The 25,957-nt window shown below is 69.1% G+C and carries 18 protein-coding genes; 6 read left to right on the top strand and 12 right to left on the bottom strand.

Going from position 1 to position 25,957, the window contains the following annotated elements:
- Nucleotides 1–50: 50 nt before the first annotated feature.
- Nucleotides 51–1,970, top strand: a complete 1,920-nt coding sequence (locus tag ASE31_RS17210) for a propionate--CoA ligase (RefSeq protein WP_255357685.1) — start codon at nucleotides 51–53, stop codon at nucleotides 1,968–1,970.
- A gap of 15 nt (nucleotides 1,971–1,985) precedes the next feature.
- Here ASE31_RS17210 and ASE31_RS17205 read toward each other — a convergent pair whose 3' ends face one another.
- From ASE31_RS17205 to ASE31_RS17185, 5 genes are all read right to left on the bottom strand, one after another.
- The gene (locus ASE31_RS17205) at nucleotides 1,986–2,486 is read right to left on the bottom strand and encodes a YcxB family protein (protein WP_157412536.1); all 501 of its coding nucleotides are present in this window, start codon (nucleotides 2,484–2,486) and stop codon (nucleotides 1,986–1,988) included.
- Nucleotides 2,487–2,549: 63 nt separating this feature from the next.
- On the bottom strand, nucleotides 2,550–6,386 hold the full coding sequence (locus tag ASE31_RS17200; RefSeq protein ID WP_057203256.1) for an EAL domain-containing protein: 3,837 nt from the start codon (nucleotides 6,384–6,386) through the stop codon (nucleotides 2,550–2,552).
- Nucleotides 6,387–6,519: 133 nt separating this feature from the next.
- Nucleotides 6,520–7,446, bottom strand: a complete 927-nt coding sequence (locus ASE31_RS17195) for a DMT family transporter (protein ID WP_057203045.1) — start codon at nucleotides 7,444–7,446, stop codon at nucleotides 6,520–6,522.
- Nucleotides 7,443–7,964: a methylated-DNA--[protein]-cysteine S-methyltransferase gene (locus ASE31_RS17190; protein ID WP_057203044.1), complete on the bottom strand. Its 522-nt coding sequence runs from the start codon at nucleotides 7,962–7,964 to the stop codon at nucleotides 7,443–7,445. Before ASE31_RS17190 ends, ASE31_RS17195 begins: the two co-directional genes overlap by 4 nt.
- 13 nt (nucleotides 7,965–7,977) lie before the next feature.
- Nucleotides 7,978–9,552 carry a DNA-3-methyladenine glycosylase 2 family protein gene (locus tag ASE31_RS17185; protein WP_057203043.1) on the bottom strand — a complete coding sequence of 525 codons (1,575 nt, stop codon included), beginning with the start codon at nucleotides 9,550–9,552 and terminating at the stop codon, nucleotides 7,978–7,980.
- 159 nt (nucleotides 9,553–9,711) lie between these two features.
- On the opposite strand from ASE31_RS17185, the gene ASE31_RS17180 reads away from it, so the two are divergent.
- The 4 genes from ASE31_RS17180 to ASE31_RS17165 are packed head-to-tail and all read left to right on the top strand — an operon-like array spanning nucleotide 9,712 to nucleotide 13,736.
- Entirely contained in the window at nucleotides 9,712–11,100 is a 1,389-nt protein-coding gene (locus ASE31_RS17180) for a phosphomannomutase/phosphoglucomutase (RefSeq protein WP_057203042.1), read from the top strand.
- Between the two features lie 50 nt (nucleotides 11,101–11,150).
- A complete protein-coding gene (locus tag ASE31_RS17175; protein WP_200961124.1) occupies nucleotides 11,151–11,918 on the top strand; it encodes a carbon-nitrogen hydrolase family protein in 768 nt (255 codons plus the stop codon).
- Nucleotides 11,919–11,926: 8 nt separating this feature from the next.
- Entirely contained in the window at nucleotides 11,927–13,270 is a 1,344-nt protein-coding gene (locus tag ASE31_RS17170; protein WP_057203041.1) for a 3-deoxy-D-manno-octulosonic acid transferase, read from the top strand.
- Entirely contained in the window at nucleotides 13,248–13,736 is a 489-nt protein-coding gene (locus ASE31_RS17165) for a GNAT family N-acetyltransferase (RefSeq protein WP_235514585.1), read from the top strand. Before ASE31_RS17170 ends, ASE31_RS17165 begins: the two co-directional genes overlap by 23 nt.
- Before the next feature lie 39 nt (nucleotides 13,737–13,775).
- On the opposite strand, the gene ASE31_RS17160 is transcribed toward ASE31_RS17165, so the two are convergent.
- Complete coding sequence (locus tag ASE31_RS17160) at nucleotides 13,776–15,701, bottom strand: PhoX family phosphatase (protein WP_057203039.1); 1,926 nt, start codon at nucleotides 15,699–15,701, stop codon at nucleotides 13,776–13,778.
- Between the two features lie 48 nt (nucleotides 15,702–15,749).
- The gene (locus ASE31_RS17155; RefSeq protein WP_235514583.1) at nucleotides 15,750–17,360 is read right to left on the bottom strand and encodes an alkaline phosphatase; all 1,611 of its coding nucleotides are present in this window, start codon (nucleotides 17,358–17,360) and stop codon (nucleotides 15,750–15,752) included.
- A 207-nt stretch (nucleotides 17,361–17,567) separates the two neighbouring features.
- On the opposite strand from ASE31_RS17155, the gene ASE31_RS17150 reads away from it, so the two are divergent.
- Complete coding sequence (locus ASE31_RS17150) at nucleotides 17,568–19,061, top strand: CYTH and CHAD domain-containing protein (RefSeq protein ID WP_057203037.1); 1,494 nt, start codon at nucleotides 17,568–17,570, stop codon at nucleotides 19,059–19,061.
- 10 nt (nucleotides 19,062–19,071) lie between these two features.
- Here ASE31_RS17150 and ASE31_RS17145 read toward each other — a convergent pair whose 3' ends face one another.
- From ASE31_RS17145 to ASE31_RS17125, 5 genes are read right to left on the bottom strand one after another with little or no spacing between them, the layout of a single operon-like run.
- Nucleotides 19,072–20,397 carry a TolC family outer membrane protein gene (locus ASE31_RS17145; protein ID WP_057203036.1) on the bottom strand — a complete coding sequence of 442 codons (1,326 nt, stop codon included), beginning with the start codon at nucleotides 20,395–20,397 and terminating at the stop codon, nucleotides 19,072–19,074.
- A gap of 57 nt (nucleotides 20,398–20,454) precedes the next feature.
- Nucleotides 20,455–20,808 (bottom strand): rhodanese-like domain-containing protein, encoded by a 354-nt coding sequence (locus ASE31_RS17140; protein ID WP_057203035.1) that lies wholly within the window; start codon nucleotides 20,806–20,808, stop codon nucleotides 20,455–20,457.
- A 24-nt stretch (nucleotides 20,809–20,832) separates the two neighbouring features.
- Nucleotides 20,833–21,543 carry a protein-L-isoaspartate O-methyltransferase gene (locus ASE31_RS17135; RefSeq protein WP_057203034.1) on the bottom strand — a complete coding sequence of 237 codons (711 nt, stop codon included), beginning with the start codon at nucleotides 21,541–21,543 and terminating at the stop codon, nucleotides 20,833–20,835.
- Between the two features lie 23 nt (nucleotides 21,544–21,566).
- Nucleotides 21,567–24,767 (bottom strand): efflux RND transporter permease subunit, encoded by a 3,201-nt coding sequence (locus tag ASE31_RS17130; RefSeq protein ID WP_057203033.1) that lies wholly within the window; start codon nucleotides 24,765–24,767, stop codon nucleotides 21,567–21,569.
- A gap of 6 nt (nucleotides 24,768–24,773) precedes the next feature.
- Nucleotides 24,774–25,955, bottom strand: a complete 1,182-nt coding sequence (locus tag ASE31_RS17125) for an efflux RND transporter periplasmic adaptor subunit (RefSeq protein WP_057203032.1) — start codon at nucleotides 25,953–25,955, stop codon at nucleotides 24,774–24,776.
- Between the last annotated feature and the right edge of the window lie 2 nt (nucleotides 25,956–25,957).

Genomic DNA, 25,957 nt, shown 5'->3' with positions numbered 1-25,957 from the left:
AAGCCCATCATGAATAATTATGAATTCAGAAATGCGCTCCCAGCCGAGGAGTGCAGACGAGATGCAGGAGACACCGCATGACGCGCTACGCAGATTTCTACCGCCACTCCCTCGAGCAGCCTGATGCCTTCTGGGCCGAGCAGGCCACCCTCATCGACTGGCAGACCCCGCCCCAGCAGATCTGCGACTACAGCAACCCGCCTTTTGCGCGGTGGTATGTGGGCGGCACCACCAACCTGTGCCACAACGCGGTGGACCGGCACCTGGCCGCGCGGGCCGACCAACCGGCGCTGGTGGCCATCTCCACCGAGACGGACAGCGAGCGCAGCTACAGCTTTGCCGAGTTGCATGCCGAGGTGCAGCGCATGGCGGCCGTGCTGCGGGCCCTGGGCGTGAAGAAGGGCGACCGCGTGCTGATCTACATGCCCATGATCGCCGAGGCGGCGTTTGCCATGCTGGCCTGTGCGCGCATCGGGGCGCTGCATTCGGTGGTGTTTGGCGGCTTCGCATCGGGCTCGCTGGCTTCGCGCATCGAGGACGCCGAGCCCGTGGCCGTGGTCAGCGCCGATGCTGGTTCACGCGGCGGCAAGGTCGTGCCCTACAAGCCGCTGCTCGATGAGGCCATCGTCCAGTCGCGCCACAAGCCGGCCGCGGTGCTCATGGTCAACCGGGGCCTGGCACCCATGCAGCTGCACCCCGGCCGCGACCATGACTGGGCCGCTCTGCGGGCGCAGCACCTGAACGCCGTAGTGCCCTGCGAGTGGGTGGAATCCATCCACCCGAGCTACACCCTGTACACCAGCGGCACCACCGGCAAGCCCAAGGGCGTGCAGCGTGACACGGGTGGCTATGCGGTGGCCCTGGCTGCCAGCATGAAGCACATCTTCGACGCCAAGCCCGGCGACACCTACTTCGCCACCAGCGACATCGGCTGGGTGGTGGGCCACAGCTACATTGTCTACGGGCCGCTGATCGCGGGCATGACCACCATCATGTACGAAGGCCTGCCGACCCGGCCCGACGCGGGGGTGTGGTGGAGCATCGTCGAGAAGTACCAGGTCACCCACATGTTCTCGGCCCCCACGGCCGTGCGCGTGCTCAAGAAGCAGGACGCGAGCTGGCTGCGCAAGTACGACGTATCGAGCCTCAAGGCCCTGTGGCTGGCCGGCGAGCCGCTGGACGAGCCCACCGCCCAGTGGATCAGCGATGCGCTGCGCGTGCCCATCATCGACAACTACTGGCAGACCGAGACCGGCTGGCCCATCCTCACGCTGGCCAATGGCATCGAGCAGCAGACCACGCGCTTCGGCAGCCCGGGCAAGGCCATGTACGGCTATGCCGTGAAGCTGATCGACGAATCCACGGGGGAGGAACTGACTGGTGCCAACCAGAAGGGCGTGGTCGCCATCGAGGGGCCTCTGCCGCCCGGCTGCATGCAGACGGTGTGGCGCGACGACGAGCGCTTCGTCAACACCTACTGGAAGAGCATCCCCGGCAAGCTGATCTACAGCACCTTCGACTGGGGCATCCGCGATGCCGATGGCTACCACTTCATCCTGGGCCGCACCGACGACGTCATCAACGTCGCCGGCCACCGCCTGGGCACGCGCGAGATCGAGGAGAGCATCGCCTCACACCCCAACATCGCCGAGGTGGCGGTGGTGGGCGTGGCCGATGCGCTCAAGGGCCAGGTGGCCATGGCCTTCGCGGTGGCGCGCGATGCCAGCGGGCTTGACGACTCGGCGGCGCGCCTGAAGCTCGAGGGCGAGGTCATGCAGCGCGTGGACCAGCAATTGGGCGCCGTGGCCCGGCCCTCGCGCGTGCACTTCGTGACCGTGCTGCCCAAGACGCGCAGCGGCAAGCTGCTGCGCCGCGCCCTGCAGGCCGTGGCCGAGCGGCGCGACCCGGGCGACCTGACCACCATGGAAGACCCGGCAGCGCTGCAGCAGGTGCGGGAACTGGTGGGATAGCGCGGAGCGCTTTCTTCAGAGCCGGTGGACCTTGCCACCGGTGCCGCGCACGCTGGCCCCGATGAGGGCCTGCATCTCGGGCGACAGGTCGGCCACCGGCAGGGTACTGAACTGGGCCGGAGAGAAGAGCAGCAGCCAGACGCGCTCGAACTGCCAGACCTCCTTCACGCTGGACCAGGGCAAGGTGGCCAGGCCCGCAGCCGAGGCGAGCGTGAAGCTGTGCTCGTCCGCCCGCAGCGTGGCCTCTGGCGTGCCGCCCATGTCGCGCAGCTTGCCCATGGCATTGCGGTAGTGCACCACATAGACGGTGGCGCACACCAGCAGGCTGATGGCCACCGCCGCCCCGGTCACGCCGATCTGCCACGACCGGTCGCCGCGCGCCACCAACACCCCGAACCAGATAGCCAGCGCCGCGCTGACCAGCAGCGTGCGCCGGCCCGTCGAGCGGCGCCAGAAGCAGATGACGGCGTGGCGCACCAGGTCGGGGTGGTAGTGCAGGGTGGTTTCCAGGGGCATGGCAATCAAGGCATGGCGAAATGGCTGCAGTGTGCCATCTGCTGCAGGCCGTGCTTAGCCGCCCTAGTGCCGCTGCCGCTGCCATCCCGCCGGCGTCTGCCACTGGGCGGCCCAGTCCACGAACTGCTCCATGGCCATGGGCCGCGCGATGCAGTAGCCCTGGGCCTGGGCGCAGCCCAGTTGCTGCAGCATCTGGCCCTGCTCGATGGTTTCCACCCCCTCGGCGATGACGCGGTAGCCGAAGGAGCGGGCCAGGCCGATCACGCCCTGCACGATGGCCAGGTCGCCGGGGTCGCCCATCATGCCGTGCACGAAGCTCTGGTCGATCTTGAGCGTGTCCATGGGCAGGCGGCGCAGGTAGGTCAGCGATGAATAGCCGGTGCCGAAGTCGTCGAGCGACACGGTGACGCCCAGCTCGCGCAGCTGTGTCAGCGTGGCGGCCACGGCGCTGATGTCGTAGAGCGCGGCACTCTCGGTGATCTCGATCTCCACCTGGCGCGGGTCGATGTCCGGGCGCTCGGCCAGCATGTGCGCCATCCAGTCGGCAAAGCCGGCATGCTGCAGGTGCAGGGCCGAGATGTTGATGCTCACCGGCAGGGCCAGGCCGTGGCCGTTCAGCCGCCTGAGCAGGGTCAGGGCGGCCTCGACCACCCATTGACCAAAGCCGATCTCCAGCTCCGTGCCTTCCAGCAGCAGCAAAAAGGCACCGGGCGGCAGCAGGCCGCGTTCGGGGTGCTGCCATCGGGCCAGGGCCTCGGCGCCCACGATGGCGCCGCTGCGCATGTCCACTTTGGGCTGCAGGTGCAGGATGAACTGCGCGCCCGCAATGGCGTCCTGCAGGTGCTTGCCTTGCTCGCGCTGCGCCACCAGGGCCCGCTCCTGCGCCGCATCGAACTGATGGAAGCGGTTGCGCCCGGCCTGCTTGGCCGCATACATGGCCTGGTCGGCATGGCGCAGCAGGGTGTCGGCGTCGGCCTCGTCCAGCGGGTACACGGTGTAGCCGATGCTGGCGGTGACCACCACCCGCTCGGTGTCCAGCGCGTAGGGAGCGGAGATGTTCTCCATCACCCGGCCCAGCATGCGCTCGCACTCGGCGGTGTCGGCCAGGTCGGGCAACAGCATCACGAACTCGTCGCCGCCCAGGCGGGCCACGCTGTCACCGGGGCGCAGGGCGCGCGAGAGCCGGCCCGCCACCATCACCAGCAGGCGGTCGCCCGCGCCATGGCCCAGGCGGTCGTTAACGGGCTTGAAACCGTCGAGGTCCAGGTAGCCCACCCCGAGCTGGGTGCCATGTTCGCGCGCCTGGTCCAGGCACTCTTGCAGCCTGCGCGCCAGCAGCACGCGGTTGGGCAGACCGGTAAGGGCGTCGAAGTGCGCCAGCTTGTGAAGCAGCACCTCCTGCTCGCGCTGGGGGGTCACGTCCAGCGCCACGCCCAGCATGCGCAGGGGCTGGCCATCGGCGCCAAAGCTCACGATCTTGCCCAGGTTGCGCACCCAGCGCGTGCCCTCGTGGGGGGCTGGTACTTTCCAGGTGGCATCGAAGGGCGTGGCCGGCCGCGCCGCGTGGCGCGCCACTTCGGCCGTGATGCGGTCGATGTCGTCCGCCGCCACAGCGCTGGTCCAGCGCACCGAAGTCTGCGCGATGGGCCCCGGCGTTCTGCCCTGCATGGTGGCCCAGCGGCTGTCGCCGGTGATGGTGCCGCGCGCCATGTCCCAGTCCCACAGGCCCAGGGAAGCGGCGGAGATGGTGAGCGACAGCAGCTCCTCGCGCTCGCGGATCTGCTCTTCGTACCGCTTGCGGTCGGTGATGTCATGTACCGAGAAAAGCCAGCACGGCTCGCCGTCGAAATCGATGGCGCGCATGGACTGCAGTACGGTCAGCCGGGTGTTGGGCCGGCCTTGGAGGGTCACCTCATGGCTGGCCTGTGGGCCCTTCTGCTCGAAGGCCTGCATCAGCTGTCGCCGGTCCTCTGCCGTGAAGATGCCCAGTTGTACGGCAGTCTGGCCCACGGCCTCCTCGCGTGGTATGCCCAGCAGGGCCTCCCAGGCCGGGTTCACGTCCAGGTACTGCCCATCGCTGCGGCGCGACAGGCCCATGGGAAAGGGCATGAGCTGAAAGATGCGCGAGAACCGCTCCTCCGACTGGCGCAGGCGCTCGTTGGCGCGCTTGGCTTCGTCGATGTCCTGCATCACCCCGCGCACGCGGGTGACACGGCCGTTTTCGACGACGGGCTCGCCGCGGGCGCGCACCCAGACCAGCCGGCCATCGGTGTGGTGCACTTCCAGCTCCATGCTCCACTCGGCGCGCTCGAGGATGCTGGAGCGAAAATGGTTGCGCAGCGTCTCGCGGTGGGCAGGGGCCACCATGCGGTCGATGTAGTCGCCCGGCAAGGGCGAGCCGGGTGGCATGCCGTGGATGTCAAAGCACACGTCCGACCAGTAGACCAGGCCCTGGCCGCGCACGTCCTCCCAGGCGCCCAGGCGTGCCAGCCGGCCGGCCTGCTGCAGGAGCCCGTTGAGTGCGCGCAACTCGTCGCTGGTGCGTTGGGCTTCGGTCATGTCGTGGAAAACGAAGACGAAACAGTCTTCACCGTCCACAAGCACGGACCGTGCCGACATCAGCCCCGGAATGCGCACTCCGCCCCGCTGCGCCACCAGGGGCAGCCGGTCCACCTGGCCATGGCGCTGGAAGGCGTCCAGCAGGCGATTGCGCTCCTCGTCGGTGGCCCAGATCCTGAGTTCGGTCGAGGTGCGGCCCAGAACTTCGCTGTGCGGTAGGCCCAGCAGCTCGCAGAACGCGGGGTTCACGTCGATGTAGCGGCCATCCGAGATACGGCTGATGCCCGCCGCATCGGGCAGCGTCTGGTAGAACGAGGTGTACTTGGCCTCGGAGTCGCGCAGCGCCTGCTGCGCTTCGCGGTGCGCGGAGATGTCCACGTCCATGCCGATCATGCGCAGCGGCCGGCCCTTGGCATCGCGCAGCGCCACCATGCCGCGCGACATCAGCCAGCGCCAGCGCCCGGCGGTATCGCGCACACGGAACTCGGCTTCGTAGGATTCCTCCAGCCCATCCATGGCGCGGGCCAGCCGGGCGGCGTTGCGCTCCCTGTCCACCGGGTGGCGCAGCTCGTACCAGCGTTGCCACAGGTCTGGCGCCGCGCGATCGGCTGCGGTGATGCCGAACAGGTCGTAGAAACTGCCTTCGCAGCGGAACTGGCGCGTTTCCACATCCCACTCCCAGCGGCCACCATTGAGGGACTCAAGCGCCATGCGCAACTGCTGCTCGCGCTGACCAAGGGCGTGCAGGGCCGACGTAGTGGCCACCAGCGACTGGGCCTTGCTGATCAGCAGCAGCCGGCAGGCGCCCAGCACCACGATGCCGACGCCATGGTTCCAGGGCAGATTCGTCCACCAGTCCACCGTGGCAGGGCCAGGAGAGGGGATGCCCGCCAGCGCCAGCACGAGCCCGCTGACCACGGGCAGTGTCAGTGCCAGGCCCAGCAATTCGCGCCAGCTGCTGCGCCCGCTGCGCAGCGCCAGTTGCCGCCACAAGGCCCCGGTGGCCCAGGCGACGGCCAGCACCCAGGCGCCGACAAGCGAAGCTGAGCCCTGTATCCAGGTCCCTGCCAGCAGGGCCAGGCCTGCGGTGAGTGCGGTTGCCCGGGCGCCAAAGCACAGGGCCACGAAGGCCGTGGCCGTCGGGTAGACCACCATGCCGGGGCCCGGCGCCTGAAAATTGAGCATACCCAGCATGGCCGCCGAGACGAGGCCGCCGGCGACGCCCGCCAGCCATTCGGTGCGCCGCGAAGGGGCCAGCACCTCCATGGGCGGCAGCAGGGCCAGCGCCAGAACGGCCAGCAGCAACAGCAGGCTGCCCGCCAGCAGGGTGTTATGCGCCATGGTGCCCATGGCCTGGTCTGTGTGCACGCAGGCTTGCGCGCGCCGCCTTGCCGGTGGCGTCAGGCTTGCACGGCGATCCCGTGGCATGTGAAAGCGTGCTGAAAACCGACGCGACTAAGAGCATGCATCGAGTTTAGGGCCGTTCCGGGGCCTCCACGGCGGGGCCGCGCGTCCTGACAAGCCCGGTTGACAACAGCGTGCCGGTGACGATCACGAGTGCGCTGCCCACCGTCCATGCGGTGATGCGCTCCTCAAGGAACAGAGCACCGTAGAGCATGGCGAACACCGGGGTCAGGAATGTCACTGCCAGAGCCCGGCTCGGACCGGCATGGGCGATCAGCCGAAAATACAGGATGTAGGCAATGCCTGTGCACAGCACGGCGATGGCGATGACGGCGCCCCAGGCGCGGGGTCCCGGCATCTGCGCAGGCCAGAACCAGAGGGTGGGCAGGGCCAGCCCGAGGGCCGCGCCCAACTGGCTCCCCGTGGCGGTGGCCAGTGGGGGAATGCCGACCAGGCGCGTGCGCGCAAAGCTGGCCGCCAGCCCATAGAACGCCGACGCCAGCAGGCAGGCGCCGATGGCCCACAGTGCCTGGTCGGTCTTGAAGCCCGTGCCCGCCGGGGCCTTCCAGGCCAGCAGTGCGACCCCGAGGAAGCCCAGCGCCAGCCCGACCCAGCGCAGGCGGCCGATGCGGTCGCCCAGCCAAAGCCAGGCGATCAGTGCACCAAACAGGGGCACTGTGGCATTCAGGATGGAACTGAGCCCGGTGGCGATGTGCAGCACCGCCCAGGAGAACAGCGCGAAGGGGATGGCCGAGTTGATGATGCCGGCCACCATGATGGGCCGCCAGTGGCGGCGCAAGGCGGGCCAATGGCCTTGGCGCAGCATGATGGGCCACAGGAAGACGGTGGCCAGGGCAACGCGCAGCCCGGCCGTGGGCAGAGGCCCGAACTCCGAGGCGCCCATGCGCATGAACAGAAAGGACGCTCCCCAAAGCGAGGCCAGCAGCACGAACTCGCCGATCCAGGCGGAGACGGGTTTGGATCCGCAATCGCTCATGCCGCCAGCGGGCGCGCGCCCTCGATGGCCAGCAGGGCGCCCTTGCGGTCCAGTCCGCCGGCATAGCCGGTCAGGCTGCCGTCGGCGCCCAGCACCCGGTGGCAGGGCACGATCACGCTCACGGGATTGCGCCCGACAGCCGCGCCCACGGCCCGCACCGCGCGCGGGCGGCCCAGGTCTTGGCTCAGGGTGCCGTAGGTGGTGGTGGCGCCGCAGCCGATGGCCAGCAGGGCGCGCCATACCTCTTGCTGGAACGGCGTGCCGCCCGACAGGTCCAGGGGCAGGTCGAAGCCCCTGCGCTTGCCGTGCAGGAACTCCTGCAGCTGCGAGGCGGCTTCCTGCATCAGGGCATGGCCGGGCGCTTCGGGCCAGGCTCCGGGCCCGTCCAGCAAGGCGGTGGGCTGGTGCCGCTGGCCGTCGAACCACAGGCCGACCAGGCCCTGGGGGGAGGCAGCCAGGCGCACCGGGCCGAGCGGAGAAGGGGTGCGCGATTGCACCGTGGCAGGATGGAATTGCATGGGAGGGGCTGATTCAGAGGGTTTTTTGCGCGGCAGCGCCGGGCAGGGGTAGCTCCGCCCAGGCGCGCAGCACGGCATAGCTGCGCCACGGGCGCCAGGCCGCCGATGCCTCGGTAGCGGCGCGGGCCGGGTTCTTCTGGCCCTGCACGCCGAGGGCCTTGTGCAATGCCACGTCGCCCGCCGGGAAGGCATCGGGCCAGCGCAGCACGCGCATGGCGATGTACTGCGCGGTCCAGTCGCCGATGCCGGGCAGGGCGCACAGGGCCGCCGTGGTGGCTGCCACGTCGGCACCGGCATGCAAGGCCAGGGCCCCGCTGTCCACCGCTTGCGCCAACGCCACGATGGCCGCCTGGCGCTGGCGCACGATGCCCATCTGGCCGAGCACGTCGCCCTCGGCGCGGGCCAGCACAGAGGGGGGCGGGAACAGCCGGCTCAGCTCGGGCCACGGTGTCTCGAGGGGCTCGCCCAGCCGCTCCACCAGGCGCTGGCCCAGCGTGCGCGCGGCGGCCACGGTGATCTGCTGGCCCAGCACGGCGCGCACGGCCAGCTCGAAGCCATCGAAGGCCCCAGGCACACGCAGGCCGTCGCCGTCGGGGAAGCGCGCGTGCAGCACCGCGTTGATGGCGCTGGGCTCGGCATCCAGGTCCAGCATGGCACGCACCCGGGCGATCACCACCGGCAGCACCGGGTACAGGCTGTCGCTGGTCTGCAGCAGCACCTGGTGGCGGGTGGTGTCGAAGCGGGCGCTGAGCCAGCCGGTGGCTTCCAGCCCGCCGGTCACGGCGGGGGACAGGCGCACCGTGCGGCGCAGGGCCGGGGCGCCTTCGCCCTCCTGCTGCACCCATTCAACCCCCAGAAAGCGACGGCGCTCGAAGAAGGCCAGCAACGCCGCCACGTCGAGCGGCGGGCGGTAGGCCAGGCGCAGCGTGCCGGTGCTGCCGGCACCTTCCACGCTGCCGCTCTTGCGCAACTGGGTGGGGTTGAGCCCGTAGTGCTCTGCAAACGCGGTGTTGAAGCGGCGCACGCTGCCAAAGCCGCTGGACAGCGCCACCTGGGTAATGGGCAGGGGGGTATCTGTCAGCAACTGCTTGGCGGTGAGCAGGCGCCGCGTCTGCAGGTACTGCAACGGGGAGACGCCCAGGGCCGCCTCGAAGATGCGGCGCAGGTGCCGGTCGCTCACGCCCAGGCGCTCGGCCAGCCGGGCGACGGTGGCCCCCTGGGTGTTGTCCCGGGCCCAGCCTTCAGGAGCGTCGAGCAGGCGCACGGCCTGCTGCACGAGGATGCCCGAGGCGTCCTGCACCGACCAGGCCAGGGACTGCGGCGCCATCTCGGGCCGGCAGCGCAGGCAGGGTCGAAAACCCGCGCTTTCGGCCTGGGCTGCCATGGCAAAGAAGCGGCAGTTCTCGCGCCGGGGCGTGCGCACCGAGCAGACCGGGCGGCAGTAGATGCCGGTGGACGTCACGCCTGTGAAAAAGCGCCCGTCGAAGCGGGCATCGCGGGTCTGCAGAGCCAGGTAGCGGCCCTCGTCCTCCACCGCTGGAGCGGCAGCGGTGGGCGACGGGCCGAGGGGGCTGAGAGGGGTGGGCATGGCTGGAATGATAGGCCCCGCCTACAAGCAGTCTGGCCGTTTTCGGACATGTGCCTCCAAGCGCTCTGGTCTACCGTTGAGAGGCATCCCCGGCACAGCATGGGGTGCCCCCCTACAATCCAGCGCACCGTTCCAACGCTCACAGCAAAGGCCCCCCACGTGCAACCCACGCCTGCCATTTTCAAAGCCTATGACATCCGCGGCATCGTGCCGTCGACCCTGAACGAAGAAGTCGCCCTGGGCCTGGGCCGCGCCTTTGGCACGGCAGCCCGCGCCGAAGGCCAGACGGCTGTGGCCGTGGGCCGCGACGGCCGCCTGTCCGGCCCGGCCATGTCGGCTGCGCTGATCCAGGGGCTGGTGGAGGCGGGCATTGAAGTGATCGACGTGGGCATGGTCACCACGCCCCTCTTGTACTTTGCCGCCAGCACGCTGTGCAAGAGCGGCATCCAGGTGACCGGTAGCCACAACCCGCGCGACTACAACGGCTTCAAGATGGTGCTCAACGGCCGCGCCATCTATGGCGAGGAGATCCAGTCCCTGCGCCGCACCATGGAAGAAGAGAGTTGGCAGCTTGCGCCCGGTGGCAGCGTGCGCCATGTGGACGTGCTGCCCGCCTACCGCGAGCGCATCATCGGCGATGTGAAGCTGGCCCGCCCCCTGAAGATCGTGGTCGACTGCGGCAACGGCATTGCTGGCGCCACCGCCCCGGGCATCTTCCGCGCCCTGGGCTGCGAGGTGATCGAGCTGTTTTCCGAGGTGGACGGCAATTTCCCCAACCACCACCCCGACCCGAGCAAGCCCGAGAACCTTCGCGACCTGATCGCCGCGCTGCAGGGCAGCGATGCCGAGCTGGGCCTGGCCTTCGACGGCGACGGCGACCGCCTGGGCATCGTCACACGCGACGGCGTCAACATTTTCCCCGACCGGCAGATGATGCTGTTCGCCCAGGACGTGCTCTCGCGCGTGCCCGGTGGCAACATCCTGTTCGACGTGAAATGTACCCAGCGCCTGGCGCCGGCGATTGCCGCCGCGGGCGGCGTGCCGGTGATGTTCAAGACCGGCCACTCCCTGATCAAGGCGCGCATGAAAGAGCTCGACTCGCCCCTGGGCGGCGAGATGAGCGGCCATATCTTCTTCAAGGAGCGCTGGTACGGCTTTGACGATGGCACCTACGCCGGCTGCCGCCTGCTCGAGATATTGAGCCGCCATGCCGACCCAAGCGCCGTGCTCAACGCACTGCCCACCAGCTTTTCGACGCCCGAACTCAACGTCTCGTGCGCCGAGGGCGAACCGCACCGCCTCACGGCCGGGTTGCAGGCCCTGGCGGCCGGCACCTTCAGTGAACCTGCCAAGGTCAACACCATCGACGGCCTGCGCGTGGACTGGCCGGACGGCTTTGGCCTGATCCGCGCCAGCAACACCACGCCGGTGCTGGTGCTGCGCTTCGAGGGGCATACCGAGGAGGCGCTGGCGCGCATCGAGGCGGCCATGCTGGCGCTGCTGCACCGGGTCAAGCCCGACGCGAAGCTGGGCGCGGCTGCCCACTGATTTCCAGGCCCGATCCCATTTTTGCGAACGCGTTCTCCTTGACCACCCCCATGCCTTCCTTGCTGTGCATCGCCGCAGCGCAGTCGATTTCCGCTCCCGGTGAAGTACGGGCCAATGTGCAGGGGCACCTGTCCATGGTGCAAGCAGCAGCCCGCCATGGCGTGCAGTTGCTGGTGTTTCCCGAGCTGTCGCTCACCGGCTATGAGCCTGCACTGGTGGCCGGCCTGGTGCTGGGCGCGGACGATGCCTTGCTCGCGCCCCTGCGCGACGCCGCCCGGGCCACCGGCATGGCGCTGGTGGTGGGCGCACCCGTGGCCCCGGTGGTGGCGGGGGACAAGCCGGCCATCGGCGCCTGGGTGTTCGGGGCCGATGGCAGCGCTGCCCTGTACCGCAAGCGCTACCTGCACCCTGGCGAAGAGCAGTTTGCCAGTGCGGGCAGCGAAAATGTCCACCTGCGCACGCTCGCGGGCCAGCCCACGGCCCTGGCCGTGTGTGCCGACACCACCCACCCCGAACACGCCCTGGCGGCACGGGAGGGCGGGGCAGCCCTGTATGCCTGCGGCTCGGTGATCTCCGAGGGCGGGTATGCCAGGGATTCCAGCCAGTTGCAGGGCTACGCGGCCGACCTGGGCCTGGCCGTGCTCATGGCCAACCATGGCGCGCCCACGGGGGGCTACACCTGTGCAGGCCGCAGCGCCTTCTGGGCGCCGGGGGGCGAGGCCGTCGTGGCCGCACCGGGGGCAGGGGCCTGCCTGGTCATCGCCTCCCGCCAGGGCCTGGCATGGCAAGGCCGCGTGGTCGACGTCGTCGCGCAATGAGACCCCGGATGACCACCGCACGCGCCCTGTATTCCATGGTCACCTGGGCGGCCCAGCCCCTGCTGCGGCGCAAGCTGCGCCGCCGCGCCGCTGCCGAGCCCGGCTATGCGGTCGCGGTGGGCGAGCGCTTTGGCCGCTACCCGCAGCCCATCGACAGCCTGGTGCTGCACAGCAGCACCGACCCGCTGGGCCAGTTCGTCTGGATCCATGCCGTGTCGCTGGGCGAGACGCGCGCAGCCGCCATCTTGCTGGGCGAGTTGCGCGCACAGCTGCCCGGCATGCGCCTGCTGCTCACGCATGGCACGGCCACCGGCCGTGCCGAAGGTGAAAAGCTGCTGCAGGCGGGTGATGTGCAGGTGTGGCAGCCGTGGGACACCCAGGGCGCCGTGCTGCGCTTTTTGCGCCAGTTCCGCCCGGCCATCGGCATTCTGATGGAAACCGAAGTCTGGCCCAACCTCGTGGCCGCCTGCCGGCAGCGCGGTGTGCCGCTGGTGCTGGCCAATGCCCGCTTCAACGAACACTCGCTGCGCAAGGCCCGGCGCGTGTCTCCGCTGGCGCGCCCGGCCTATGCCGCGCTGACCGCCGTGTACGCCCAGACCGAGGACGACGCCGAGCGCCTGCACGCCATCGGCGCGCAGGTGCACGGGGTGTTCGGCAACCTCAAGTTCGACGTGGTGCCCGATGCGGCGCAGTTGGAGCTGGGCCGCGCCTGGCGCGTGCAGGCCCTGCGCCCGGTGGCCATGCTGGCCAGCAGCCGCGAAGGCGAAGAGGCGCTGTGGCTGGAAGCGGTGCGCGCCTGGATCACCTCCCGCGCAGATGCGGCGCAACCCGTGCAATGGCTGGTCGTGCCACGGCATCCGCAGCGCTTCGATGAAGTGCAGCAACTGCTCCAGGGCGCCGGCCTCACGGTGTCGCGGCGCAGCACCTGGAGCCTGCAACCCGAACCGGCGGACGTGTGGCTGGGCGATTCGCTGGGCGAAATGTCCCTGTACTACGGCATGGCCGACGTGGCGTTGCTGGGCGGCAGCTTCGCCCCCCTGGGCGGACAGAACCTGATCGAGGCCGCCGCCTGCGGCTGCCCCGTGGTGCTGGGCCCGCACACCTTCAACTTTGCGGAGGCCGCCGAACTGGCCTGCGCCGCCAGGGCGGCACAGCGCGTGCCCGACCTCACGGCCGGGGTGGCGCAAGCCATGCAACTGGCGCGCGACCCCGCGCAGCAGGCGGCTGCCAGCGAGCGCGCGGCCCGCTTTGCGCGCCAGCACCGGGGTGCCGCCCGCGCCACGGTGCGGGAGTTGCTGCAACTGGTGCGCCAGCGCACGGTGGGGCGGCATGAAGAAGACGTCGATGCCTGAGCCGCAGCCGTCTCCGCCGCACATCCGCACGGCGGTGGCGGCCGACGCGCCGGCCATCGCTGGCTTGATGGGGCAATTGGGCTACGAGGCCAATGAGGCGCTGATCGTCCGCAAGCTCGCGATCCTCGTCGCGAATACCTGTGACAGCGTGCTGCTGGCCGAGGTCGATGGCTGTGTGGCCGGCGTCATCAGCCTGCACGTGATGGAGCTTTTCCACGCCGAAGGCCGCATCGGCCGCATCACCTCGCTGGTGGTCGATGCCGGGCACCGGGGCCGCGGGGTAGGGGAGGCACTGGTCGCCGCAGCCGACCGCTCCTTCACCGGACAGGGCTGCGTGCGCGCCGAAGTGACCAGCGGCGACCACCGGCCTGCAGCGCATGCCTTCTATGCGGCGCAGGGCTACGCGCCGGATGAGCGGCGCTTTCTCAAACGCTATGCCGGCTTGAGCGCCCAGGAATCTGGCTGACCTTGCCTGGGGCTGCGCAAAGTAAAGGCCTTGATTGCCTTACGTCCCCACCACGCCTCCATCCGCCTTGCGGATCACCACCGTGGCCGAACGCGGGCGCCCAGCGGGGCGCTGGTCAGGCCAATTCGAGAACTTGCGCGGCTCGCTGGGGTCGCTGCGCTCGCTCGGGCTCTCGCCAGGGTGCTGGATGTTGATGAACATGGTCTTGCCATCGGGCGTCATCGTCGCGCCGGTGATCTCGCAACCCGAGGGGCCGACCAGGAAGCGGCGGATCTCGCCCGTGCGCGGATCGGCCGCCAGCATGGCATTGTTGCCCATGCGCGAAAGGTCTCCCTTGCCCATGGCCGAGGTGGACATGTCCGTCTGCACCCAGAGCACGCCGCGGCCGTCGACCCACAAGCCATCGGGGCAGGCGAGCATATCGCCCTTGACACTGCCCTTGGCATCTGCGCGTTCGTTCGCCGGATCGCCGGCCAGGATGAAATGGTCCCACTGGAAGCGGGCGCCATCGAAGTCGCCGGCTTCCTTCCAGCGGATGATGTTGCCCATGCTGTTGTTGGCACGCGGGTTGGCTGCATCGACGCCAGGCTGGCCTGCCGTGCCACGGCTGCTGTTGTTGGTCAGCGTGCAGTAGACGGCGCCGTCCTTGCCCACGGCAATCCACTCGGGGCGGTCCATTTTTGTGGCGCCCAGCAGGTCGCTGGCCTGGCGCGTCTTGACCATCACCTCGCCGGCATCGGCAAAACCATTGGCGGCGGTGAGCGGGCCCTGGCCATGGGTGAGGGCGATCCACTGACCACTGCCATCGGCGTTGAACCGGGCGACGTACAGCGTGCCGTGGTCGAGCAGGTCGGCGTTTTCACGCGCGCCGCCCTTGCGGATCGCTTCCCGGCTTACGAACTTGTAGATGTACTCGAAGCGCGAGTCTTCGCCCGAATAGACCACGGCACGGCCGTCCCGGGTCACGGCAACCGTGGCGCCTTCGTGCGCGGCGCGGCCCAGCGCCGTGCGCTTGACCGGGGTGGAGCTGGCGTTGAACGGGTCGATCTCCACGATCCAGCCGAAGCGGTTGGGTTCGTTGGGGTTCTTGGTGGCGTCGAAACGTGCATCGTGCTCGGCCCAGCGGTAGCCGGCGGGCTCGCCCTTGCGCAGGCCCCAGCGGGTGTCGTGGGCATTGGGCGCGTCCGGGCCCTTGAAGTAGTTGATGAAGTTCTCTTCGCAGGTCAGGTAGGTGCCCCAGGGCGTGATGCCGCTGGCGCAGTTGTTCAGCGTGCCCAAGGGTTGTCGGCCGGCGGGATCGGCTGCGGTGCGCAGCAGGGCGTGGCCGGCGGCCGGGCCGCCAAATGCCATGGGCGTGCGCGCGGTGATGCGGCGGGCCCAGGGCGAGGGGCGCACGATATCCCACTGGCCATCGGCCTTCTGCTCCACCTCGATGACCGAGACGCCGTGCGCGGCCTGGGCCTTGCGCACCTTCTCGGCCGTCCAGGTCTTCATGCCGTCGGCGTGCAGCAGGCCGTCGTCGGTGTACTCGTGGTTCATCACCAAGAGGCCCTGGCGGCTGCCTTCCTGCGAATAGAAATGGATGCCGTCGTGGTGCATGCCGAGCTGCGCTTCCTGCTCGGCGGCGGTGTTGGAGCCGTCTTCCTTGAAGGCCGGGTTTTCGCCCGACAGGCCCACGGGATCGCCCCAGGGCGCAATGATCTGGGCCACATAGCCCTCGGGCACGACGATGCGGTCGGCCGTGCCGATGGGCACGCTCTTGAAGCCCAGCAGCGGGCCGCTGGCGATGCCGGCACCCGTGGCACAGCCGGGCAGCGACACGGCGGCCAGCGGCGCCAGCAGGCCGCCGACGGCCGAGGCCAGGCCACCGCTGAGCAACGTGCGCCGGCGCAGTGCCGACACCTCATGGATGCTGGGGTTGCCCGAGCGGTTGCTGTCTTCCATCGAGTCAAAGTCTTTTGCCATGAAAAATCCTTCAGTGGGGTGGGATCGCTTCTGGGGGAGGGAGAAAACTCATGCGCGCCGGGGCTGCAGCGTCTGGCGGTAAATCGCGGTGCCGGATGCATCCTTGAGCTGCACCGATAGGGTCCGGCTCTGCGCATCGACGTCGAGTTGGCCGAAGAACTGCAGACCCGCCAGGGGTGAGAGGGTCTGGCCCGGCTCGGCCCCCTTGCTGAACACCACCTGGGGTCCGAAGGTGTTGTCCATGGGGAGCGGCGCAGCGGTGCCCGCGTGGATGGGGCCGGCCACGAACTCCCAGAACGGCTCGAAGTCGTGGAACTGCGCGCGTGTGGGGTCGTAGTAATGGGCGGCGGCGTAGTGCACGTCGGCTGCGGTGAAGACCACGTTGCGCACGCGTTCGCGCGCCAGCTGGCGCAGCAGGCGCGCGATCTCAAGCTCGCGCCCCAGGGGCGGGCCATCGCCGTTGGCGCTGTTTTCCATGATTGGGTGGCCCTGCGCGTCCCGCAGCTGGCCGTCGCGCACCATCGCGCCCAGGGGCATGTCCAGCGAGACGATCTTCCAAAGTGCGCGCGAGGCCTTGAGCTCGCGCAGCAGCCAGTCCACCTGCGCATTGCCGAAGTAGGCCGTCTCCGCGCTCTCGCCGCCTTGCAGGTTGCTGCTGTTGCCACCCCGGTAGCTGCGCATGTCGGTCACGAACACGTCGAGCAGGGGGCCGTAGGGGATGCGCCGGTAGATGCGCTGGGCCTCGTCCTGCGCATGCCAGCGCATGGGCGCGTATTCGAGGAAAGCACGCGTGCCATGGGCCTGCAGGATGCCCACCTGTTTTTCGGTGTAGTCCTGCCAGGGGCCCAGGTCCTTGGCGGAGGACCAGTTGTTGGTCACCTCGTGGTCGCTCCAGTTCCAGACCTGGGCCACCTCGGCGTTGAATCGGCGCAGGGGTTCGTCCAGCAGGTTGTAGCGGTAGCAGCCGCGAAATTCCTCCAGCGTCTGCGCAGGCCGGGTGCGCGCTGGCGTCACCAGGTTGCGCCACAGCTGGCCGCCCTCGACTGCCTTTTCGGCCTGCAGCGGCGTGGTGGCGTAGATCGTGTCGCCCGCGTGGAGGAACAGGTCGGGCTCGGCGCGGCGCATGGTGTCGTACATGCGCATGCCACCCATGTCGGGGTTGATGCCGAAGCCCTGGCCGCCCGTGTCGGCCGACCAGATGATGCGTACGTGCCGCCGTGCCGCCGGGGCGCTCTGAAAGCTTCCCTGGGTCCAGTCGCTCAGGACGCGGGGCTGCCCCGCATCCTGGAACTGCACCCGGTAGAAAATGGTCTGGTCCGGCGGCAGGCCGGTGAGGTCGAGGCGGGCGGTGTAGTCGGTCACGTCCAGGGCCAGCGGACCCACGACGCTGCGGGGGTTGGCAAAGCGGGGCGTCGTGTCCCATTGCACGTGCATGCGGGCGGGCCGGTCGGTGGCGCTCCAAACCATGGCCCGACCGTGGGTCACGTCGCCGCTCATGATGCCCTGGGCCAGCGAGGGGCGGTGGGCCTCGGCGATGGCGCGCGCTGCCTGTCCCCTGCCCGTTGCCGCCAGCCAGGGTGCGGCGAGAATGCCGCTGGCCCCCGCGACAGAGCGCAGGATCGCCCGCCGTCTCGGCGGCATACCCTCCAGTATCTTCATGTCCGGTTTTTCTCGCGATGTCCATGGTGTCGTAACACTTTGCGCGAGCTGTCACGGCGCAGGGCGTACCAGGAGCAGCCAGCTTAGGATGCGAAGATGGCAGATTGATGACAGGCGAGCATCCCGCCTGCGGCCAGGGCCTTGGGCTTGCGCCAGGCCCTCGTACCGGGGCCAATGGCCCGGCACTCTACAAAGAGAAGAGAAACCATGGAAGTCGAATTCAAGTTCATCATCCCGGCAAAGCGCCTGGCCGCCGTGAAGGCCGCGGCCCGCCGGGGTACGTCCAGTGCCATCCGGCTGGAGGCGCGCTATTTCGATACCGCCGACAAGGCGCTGTCCTCGCGCGGCATCGCCCTGCGCCTGCGCAACGAGGGCGGGCAGTGGGTGCAGACTGTCAAGGCCACGGGCGATGGCCCGCTGGACCGGGAGGAGCACAACGTCAGCTTCGATGGCGCCACGCCGCTGGCGCGCCCGGCGCTGCATGCCGGCACCAAGGCCGGTGAGCGCCTGCGCGCGGCGCTGGACAGCGCGGATGGTCCGCTGCTGGAGACCTACCGCACCGAGATCGACCGCGTCACGCGCGACCTGGCCTTTCGGGGCGGTGTGGTCGAACTGGCGTTCGACCTCGGCCGCATCGTGGCCCATGGCGGCACGGCGCAGGAAAAGCAGGCACCGGTGTGCGAACTGGAACTGGAGCTCAAGGAGGGGCCGGTGGCGGGCCTGGTCGAAGTGGCCACGCAGTGGGCGGCCCAGCATGGCCTGCTGCTGAACACGGTGTCCAAGGCCGAGCGCGGCGAGCGGCTCATGGCAGCGCAATGGGCAAGGCCCGCTGCCAAGGCCCGGCCCATGGCCGCCGGCAGCCGTAAAAAGCAGTTTCTCAAGGGGCCGAACCTGCAGCGCGCCGTGGTGGCCAACTGCCTGGCGCAAATCCTGGCCAATGCCAGCGAGATCGTGGAAGGTTCGGCCGGCGAAGAGCATGTGCACCAGTTGCGCATCGGCATCCGCCGCCTGGGCACGGCGTTGCGCGAGCTCGATGCCCTGGCGCCGGGCCGCTTCGATCCCGCCTGGGAGCCACCGCTGGTCGACGTGTTCCGCCGCCTGGGCCAGCTGCGCGATCGGGAGCAGGCGCTGGACTCCATTGGCGCCGAACTGCGCGAGGCGGGGGCGCCGAAATCGGCAGCCCGGCCTGCGGGTGCCAAGGCATCGCCCCTCACCATTGTCAGCACGCCTGCCTTCCAGGCGGTGCTGATCGGCCTGATGGGCTTCACGGCCCAGGCCCCTGCGGCCGAGGGCGACGGCGAACTGGGGGCGGCCAAGGCCCGCAGGTACCTGGACAAGCGCCTGCAGGCGCTGCGCGCCAAGGTCCACCGGGATGCGCGCCGCTTCGAATCCCTGTCGGTCGAGGCGCAGCACCGCGTGCGCAAGCGCTTGAAGCGCCTGCGCTTCCTGACCGAGTTCGTCGCGCCGGCACTCGAGGGCGGGGCGGACGATTTCCTGGCCAGCCTGCAGCCGGCCCTGTCCGCACTGGGTCGGCTCAATGACGAGCAGGTGGCCAGCGCGCTCTACCGCAGCATGGCAACCCAGGACCCCAAGGCCTGGTTCGGCGTGGGCTGGCTCGCGGCGCGGCGCGGGCCGTCGGTCAAGGCCACGAAAAAGGCCCTCTCCCGGATGGGAGAGGGCCCGCGCTTTCGCAAGGTCTGAGCTGTGCCCGTCAGGGCGTGAGCAGGGCGTTGATGGCCTGCACGTCTTCGATGGTGAGCGTGCCGGCGGCCTGGCGCAGCTTGAGCGTGCCCAGCAGCACGTTGTAGCGGGCCTGGGCCAGGTCGCGCTTGGTCTGGAACAGCTGGCTCTGGGCATTGAGCACGTCGATGTTGATGCGCACACCCACCTGGTAGCCCAGCTTGTTGGCATCCAGCGCGCTCTGGCTCGATGCCTCGGCGGCCTGCAGGGCCTGCACCTGGCCCTGGCCCGACTGCACGCCGAAGAAGGCGGCGCGGGTCGCCTGGGCCACGTTGCGGCGCGTGGTCTCCAGGTCGGCGCTGGCCTTTTCTTCCAGGGCCAGGGTTTCCTTGACGCGGTTTTGCACCGAGAAACCGGCAAACAGCGGCAGGTTGAAGGCCACGCCCAGGCTGGCGTTGTTGGTGCGGCTGTTGATGCCCGGCGCGGTGATGGTGCCGGTGGGGTTGCGCTGGATGTTGTAGCCGGCCTGCAGGTCCACCGTGGGCAGGTGGCCGGTTTCGGCCTTTTGGGTCTCCAGGCGCGCGATGTCCAGCGCAATCGCGGCCTGGCGCACGCCGGGCTGCAGTTCGCGGGCGGTGTCCACCCAGGTGATCACGTTGTCGGGCTGCACCGGGGGCAGTTGCAAGGGCAGTGCCAGGGGCTTGGGTTGGGTGCCCGTGATGCCCACCAGTTGGTCCAGCGCCAGCTTCTTCACGCGCAGGTCGTTTTCGGCCGCGATTTCCTGGGCGATCACCAGGTCGTAGCGGGCCTGGGCTTCGCGCGAGTCGGTCACGGTGGAGGTGCCGACCTCGAAGTTGCGCTTGGCCGAGGCCAGTTGCTCGGATACGGCGGCCTTTTGCGCCTGCACGAAGGTCAGCGTGTCCTGCGCGGCCAGCACGTCGAAATAGGCCTGGCTCACGCGCACCAGCAGGTCCTGGCTGGCGGCATCGAGCTGGGCCTGGGCCACGTCCACGCCGCGCTGGGCCTGTTCCAGGTTGATGCGGTTGGCCGGGCGGTACAGGGGCTGCGAGGCATTCACGCCCAGGGTCTGGGTGGTGGCGGTGCGCTCGATGGGCGGGCGGCTCACATCGGTGTTGGCGCGCGATACACCCGCCGACAGGCCGGCGCTGGGCAACAGGCCGGCGCGGGCCTGGTCGGCGCGGCGGGCCGAGGCATCGAGCTGCAGCCGGGCCGACTGCCAGGCCGTGTCATAGGTGCGCGCAGACTCCAACAGCTCCGTCAGGCTCTGGGCCTGTGCGGGTGCGCACAAGGCAGCGCCCAGCGCCAGTGACAGGGGAAGTAGCCGGAACGATGTCATGGATGCCTTTCAGGAGTAGCTGCATGTCGGGGATGGGACGAAAGAGACCGGGAACCTTCAATAGCGGGGCACGGCCGGGTCGTTCTCATGCGACCAGGCGTCGATGCCACCACTGATGTTGGCCAGCCGCTCGAAACCCTGTTGCTCCAGGAACGCCGCCACGCGCAGGCTGCGTGCGCCGTGGTGGCACAGGCAGGCGATGGGCGTGCCCGCATCGCGGGCGGCATCGAGTTCGGCCAGGCGGCCCGTGAGCTGCCCCATGGGGATGGCCACCAGCTCGAAGCCTTCAGCGCGCACGCTGGCCGTCTGCAGTTCCCAGGCCTCGCGCACATCCAGCACCACGGGCCGGCTGCCAGCGGGGGCGGTGGCGAACCAGGCGGCGAGTTGGGCGGGGCGGATGTGCTCGATCATGCAAAAAACTCCAGAGAAGGCAGGTCAGAAAGTGAAGCCGGAGGGTTCAGGGAAGCCCACCAGGCGCGGCGCGATGGTGTCCCAGGGCGACGTGGTCTCGAAACGGTCGCCGGTGCGGCGGGTCAGGGTGAAACGCATCACGGGATCGTTGCCCACGATGGCGCCCAGGCGGCCACCGTCGCGCAGGTGCGAGAGCAGGGCAGCAGGCACTTCGGCCACGGAGCCGCTGAGCACGATCACGTCGAAGGGGCCGTCCGTCGTACCGTTGGCACCATCGGCCAGGCGGACTTCGGCGTTCTGCACACCGGCGCTGAGCAGGTTTTCGCGGGCCATTTCGGCCAGCTCGGGCACGATCTCGATCGACACCACCTGCTGCGCGCGGGCCGCCAGCAGCGCAGCCATGTAGCCCGAGCCGGAACCGATTTCGAGCACGCGGTCGGTGGGCTTGATCGCCAGGTCCTGCAGGATGCGGGCTTCCACGCGGGGCTGCAGCATGCTGTGGCCCAGGCGCACGGCGTCTTCGGCATCGCTGCCCAAGAGGGGCACCTCGATGTCCATGAAGGCCAGGCTGCGGTAGGCCGGCGGCACGAATTCCTCGCGGCGCACCACGGCCAACAGCTCCAGGATGTCGAAGTCGAGCACATTCCAGGGGCGGATCTGCTGCTCGATCATGTTGTAGCGGGCCTGGGCGACAGGGTCGCTGATGTTGGCAGACGTGTTCAGTGGCATGTTCATGGAAGTTCTCCGTGGGGCGGGTGTCAGGACAAACCCTCGATTTTACGGGCCTCGGGCGCCTTCTGGCCGCGACCCATGCGCGCCAGGGCCCAGCGCGCCAGATCGTCCATGTAGCAATACACCACCGGCACCACCACCAGGGTCAGCAGCGAGGAGGTGATGACCCCCCCGATCACGGCCTGGCCCATGGGGGCGCGCTGCTCGGAACCCTCCGACAAAGCGAATGCCAGCGGCACCATGCCGAAGATCATGGCCAGCGTGGTCATGAGGATGGGGCGCAGGCGCACGCGGGCGGCCAGCAGCAGGGCATCGGCCCGGGGCAGGCCGGGCACGGTGGTGCCGGTGTCGTCGGTGTGCTCCTCGCGGGCGCGGATGGCGAAGTCCACCAGCAAAATGGCGTTCTTGGTCACCAGGCCCATGAGCATCACCACGCCGATGATGGAGAACATCGACAGCGTGGAGCGGAACATCATCAGCGCCAGCACCACGCCAATCAGCGTGAGCGGCAGCGAGGTCATGAGCGCCAGCGGCTGCAAGAAGCTGCGGAACTGGCTGGCCAGGATCATGTAGATGAAGACGATGGCCAGCACCAGCGCCGAGATGGCGTAGCCGAAGGATTCGGCCATGTTCTTGGTGGAGCCGCCGAACTGGTAGCGGTAGCCGGGCGGGAAGTTCACGCTTTCCAGCGCGGTCTTGATGTCGGCCGACACCTCGCCGGCCGAGCGCTGCGACACGTTGGCGTTGATGGCCACCTCGCGCGTCAGGTCGCGGCGGTTGATCTGGTTGGCGCCGGTCGACTCGGTCACGCTGGCCACCTGGTTCAGGCGCACGATGCGCGTCGTGCCATCGGCGGCGCTCATGGCGAAGGGCAGGCGCTCCAGGTCCTGCGGGGCGGTGCGGGCTTCGGGCGCCAGGCGCACGTTCACGTCGTAGGTCTGGTCGTCGGGCGCGCGCCAGTTGCCCACCGTGGTGCCGGCCACCAGGGTGCGCAGCGATGCCGCCATCTGCGCCACCGACAGGCCCAGGTCCGAGGCCACGTCGCGCTTGATATCGAGGGCGATCACCGGCTTGTTGGGCTTGGCGCTGGTGTCGAGGTCCACCAGGCCGGGGATGCTGCGGATCTTCGCGGTCACGGTGGCCGTCAGGCGCTCCAGTTCCTGCAGGTCCGGCCCCTGCAGCGAGAACTCCACCTGTTTTTGCCCGCCCACGGCGTCGAGCAGGCCCACGTGCGTGACGGTGATGCCGGGCACGGTCTTCAGGCGCTCGCGCAGCACGTCGGACATCGCGTCCACGCTGCGGCTGCGGTCCTTGCGGTCCACCAGGCGCACGTAGATGTTGGCGTAGATCTTGCCCTGGGCATTGCCGGTGTTGATGGTGGACAGCGTGTAGCGCACCTCGGGCAGCTCGTGCAGGATGGCCTCCACCTGGGCCGCCTTGGCCTCGGTGGCTTCGAGCGACGAGCCCACAGGGGTGTAGAAATTGATCGACGTCTCGGAAAAATCCGCCTTGGGCACGAACTCGGTGCCCAAGAGCGGCACCATGAAGATGCTCAGCACGAAGATGGCCAGGGCAATCGCCATGGTGGTCAGCTTGTGCACCAGGGCCCAGCGCAGGATGTGCTGGTAGCCCTCCGCCAGGGCGTCGGTGGCGCGGTCGAACCAGCCCGTGACGCGGCCGATGGTCTTGTCGTAGAAGGTGACGGGCCCCGTCTTCTGCCCATGGCTGTGGATGCTCGGGTCGTGCCAGATGCTCGACAGCATGGGGTCGAGTGTGAAGCTGACGAACATCGAGATCATCACCGCAGCCACGATGGTGATGCCGAACTCGTGGAAGAACTTGCCGATGATGCCGCCCATGAAGCCGATGGGCATGAACACCGCCACGATGGACAAGGTGGTGGCCAGCACCGCCAGGCCGATCTCCTGCGTGCCGTCCATGGCCGCGTTGTAGGCGGACTTGCCCATCTGAACGTGGCGCACGATGTTCTCGCGCACCACGATGGCATCGTCGATCAACAGGCCCACGCACAGGCTCAGCGCCATCAGCGTGATCATGTTGATGGTGAAGCCGAACATGTTCATGAACAGAAAGGTGCCGATCAGCGCAATGGGCAGAGTGAGGCCCGTGATCACCGTGGAGCGCCAGGAGTTCAGGAACAAAAAGACGATCAGCACCGTGAGGATGGCACCCTCGATCAGCGTCTGGCGCACGTTGTTCACCGCAACGCGGATGGGGCGCGCGCTGTCGCCAATGGTTTCGAGGCGCACGCCGGGCGGCAGCTGGTTGCGCAGCTCGACCACGGCCGCGTTCAGGCCGTCCACCACCTCGATGGTGTTCTCGCCCTGCGACTTCTGCACGGACAAGAGCAGCGTGCGCTGGCCGTTGTACAGCGCCAGGCTATCGACCTCTTGCGCGCCGTCGTTGACGCGGGCCACCTGGTCCAGGCGCACGGGGGCGCCGTTCTTGCGCGCCACGATGATGCGGCCGAAGTCCTCGGGCCGCTCCATGCGTGCGTCGATCTGCACCACGCGCTCCTGCGCCAGCGATCGGATGGCGCCCACGGGCAGGTCCTGGTTCTCGTTGCGCACGGCACTGGCCACCTGGTCGGGCGTGACGCCGAAGGCCTCGAGCGCCTGGGGGTTCAGGTAGATGTTGATCTCGCGCTTGGTGGCGCCCACCAGGTTCACGGCGCCCACGCCGCGCACGTTCTCCAGGCGCTTTTTCAGGATCTGCTCGGCCCAGGTGGTCAATTCGACGGCGCTGCGCGCAGGGGCACCGTCTTGTGCATCGGGCAGCACGGCCAGCGACCACACGGCGCGGCTCGCGGGGTCGAAGCGCAGCACGCGCGGCTCCTTGACCTCGGTGCGCAGCAGGGGGCGCACCGTGGCCACCTTCTCGCGCACGTCCTCGGCGGCCTTGCGGCCATCGATGTGCAGTTGGAACTCGATGATGACGACGGCCGTGCCTTCATAGCTGCGCGAGGTCAGGGCATTGATGCCGGCAATCGAGTTGACGCCTTCCTCGATCTTCTTGGTGACCTCGCTCTCGACGATCTCGGGCGATGCGCCAGGGTAGTCCACCGTGACCACCACCACCGGAAAATCGATGTTGGGGAACTGGTCGACCTTCAGGCGCTGGTACGAAAACAGGCCCAGCACCACGATGGCGAGCATCACCATGGTGGCGAACACCGGGTTCTTGAGGCTGACCTTGGTGAACCACATGGCGGGTCAGGGCGCGGTGCGCGATGCAGGGGCCGCCGCGGAAGCCGCTGCCGAGGGCGCTGCAGCCGTGGTGACGGCCGTGCCTTCGCGCAGCTGGCCCATGCGGCCGGAGACCACCACCGTGCCTTCGGGCGCACCCTCGATGGCGACCAGGGTCTGGCCGTCGACCACGGCGCGCGCGCCGGTCTTGACCGGCAGGTAGGCCACCTTGCCACCCTGTACCGCTTGTATATAGGGCGCGGGCTTGTCGGTGCGCACCGCATCGAGTGGCACGGTCAGCACGTCGGCGCGGCCGGTGTCGAGCAGGCCCTGCACGAACAGGCCCTGGCGCAGCGCGGGTGCGCCGCGGTTCTGCGCGATGGCCAGGTACACGGGCACCGTGCGGCTGCCGGCCTGGGCGCTGGGGTTGATGCGTGCCACCGTGGCCACCACGGGCTCGGTGCTGCCTTCGATCTGCAACTGGGCCTTCTGGCCCACGCGCACGGCCAGCGAGTCGGCCGGGCTCAGCAGGGCTTCGAGCTCCAGGCGCGACAGATCGACTACCTCCAGCACGCGGCCATCGATGGGCATGCGCTCGCCGGGCTGGGCCAGGCGCTGTGACACCTGGCCGCTGATGGGGCTGCGCAGCACCGTGTCGTCCAGCGATTTTTTGGCCACATCGGCGGCGGCCAGAGCCGCACGGTAGGTGGATTGGGCCGATTCGAGGCTGGCCTGCGAGGTGACGAGGGCCGTGGCCGAGATGAAGCCCTGGTTCACCAAGGCCTGGTTGTTGGTGACCGTGCGCTGGTTGATGTCGACCTGCGCCTTGGCCGCGTCGGCCTGCTGCTGCGCCTGGCGCAGGCGGGCCTGGGACTCGGTGGCCTCGATGCGGGCCAGCACCTGGCCGGCGCGCACGCTGTCGCCTTCGCGCACCGTGAGGCCCTGCAGTTCACCCGCCACCCGCGCCTTGACCATGGCCGATTCGGTGGCGCGCAGCGAGCCCGACACCGGCACGCCCAGCACCAGGCTCCTGCGCTGTACGCCCACCAGTTCACTGGCGGCCAGTTGCAAGGGCGCCTCGGCGCGCTGGGTGGCCGCTTGCGCCAGGGCTTTTTGCTGCGCCTGGCGTGCGGCCATGGCGCGCCACGCGCCCCCGCCGACCAGCACGACAACGGCGGCCGCAGCCAGCCAGGGAATCCAGCGTTTCATGG

Origin of the sequence: Acidovorax sp. Root217 (genome assembly GCF_001428645.1) — a bacterium.
Lineage (GTDB): Bacteria > Pseudomonadota > Gammaproteobacteria > Burkholderiales > Burkholderiaceae_C > Acidovorax.
This window is presented reverse-complemented; position numbering and strand designations above follow the sequence as displayed.

Coding starts and splice junctions, on each gene's coding strand:
- ASE31_RS17175 (WP_200961124.1), top strand. CDS start 11,151: ATGCCTTCCTTGCTGTGCATCGCCGCAGCGCAGTCGATTTCCGCTCCC.
- ASE31_RS17125 (WP_057203032.1), bottom strand. CDS start 25,955: ATGAAACGCTGGATTCCCTGGCTGGCTGCGGCCGCCGTTGTCGTGCTG.
- ASE31_RS17165 (WP_235514585.1), top strand. CDS start 13,248: ATGAAGAAGACGTCGATGCCTGAGCCGCAGCCGTCTCCGCCGCACATC.
- ASE31_RS17160 (WP_057203039.1), bottom strand. CDS start 15,701: ATGGCAAAAGACTTTGACTCGATGGAAGACAGCAACCGCTCGGGCAAC.
- ASE31_RS17195 (WP_057203045.1), bottom strand. CDS start 7,446: ATGAGCGATTGCGGATCCAAACCCGTCTCCGCCTGGATCGGCGAGTTC.
- ASE31_RS17135 (WP_057203034.1), bottom strand. CDS start 21,543: ATGAACATGCCACTGAACACGTCTGCCAACATCAGCGACCCTGTCGCC.
- ASE31_RS17130 (WP_057203033.1), bottom strand. CDS start 24,767: ATGTGGTTCACCAAGGTCAGCCTCAAGAACCCGGTGTTCGCCACCATG.
- ASE31_RS17155 (WP_235514583.1), bottom strand. CDS start 17,360: ATGAAGATACTGGAGGGTATGCCGCCGAGACGGCGGGCGATCCTGCGC.
- ASE31_RS17200 (WP_057203256.1), bottom strand. CDS start 6,386: ATGGCGCATAACACCCTGCTGGCGGGCAGCCTGCTGTTGCTGCTGGCC.
- ASE31_RS17185 (WP_057203043.1), bottom strand. CDS start 9,552: ATGCCCACCCCTCTCAGCCCCCTCGGCCCGTCGCCCACCGCTGCCGCT.
- ASE31_RS17190 (WP_057203044.1), bottom strand. CDS start 7,964: ATGCAATTCCATCCTGCCACGGTGCAATCGCGCACCCCTTCTCCGCTC.
- ASE31_RS17140 (WP_057203035.1), bottom strand. CDS start 20,808: ATGATCGAGCACATCCGCCCCGCCCAACTCGCCGCCTGGTTCGCCACC.
- ASE31_RS17205 (WP_157412536.1), bottom strand. CDS start 2,486: ATGCCCCTGGAAACCACCCTGCACTACCACCCCGACCTGGTGCGCCAC.
- ASE31_RS17170 (WP_057203041.1), top strand. CDS start 11,927: ATGACCACCGCACGCGCCCTGTATTCCATGGTCACCTGGGCGGCCCAG.
- ASE31_RS17145 (WP_057203036.1), bottom strand. CDS start 20,397: ATGACATCGTTCCGGCTACTTCCCCTGTCACTGGCGCTGGGCGCTGCC.
- ASE31_RS17150 (WP_057203037.1), top strand. CDS start 17,568: ATGGAAGTCGAATTCAAGTTCATCATCCCGGCAAAGCGCCTGGCCGCC.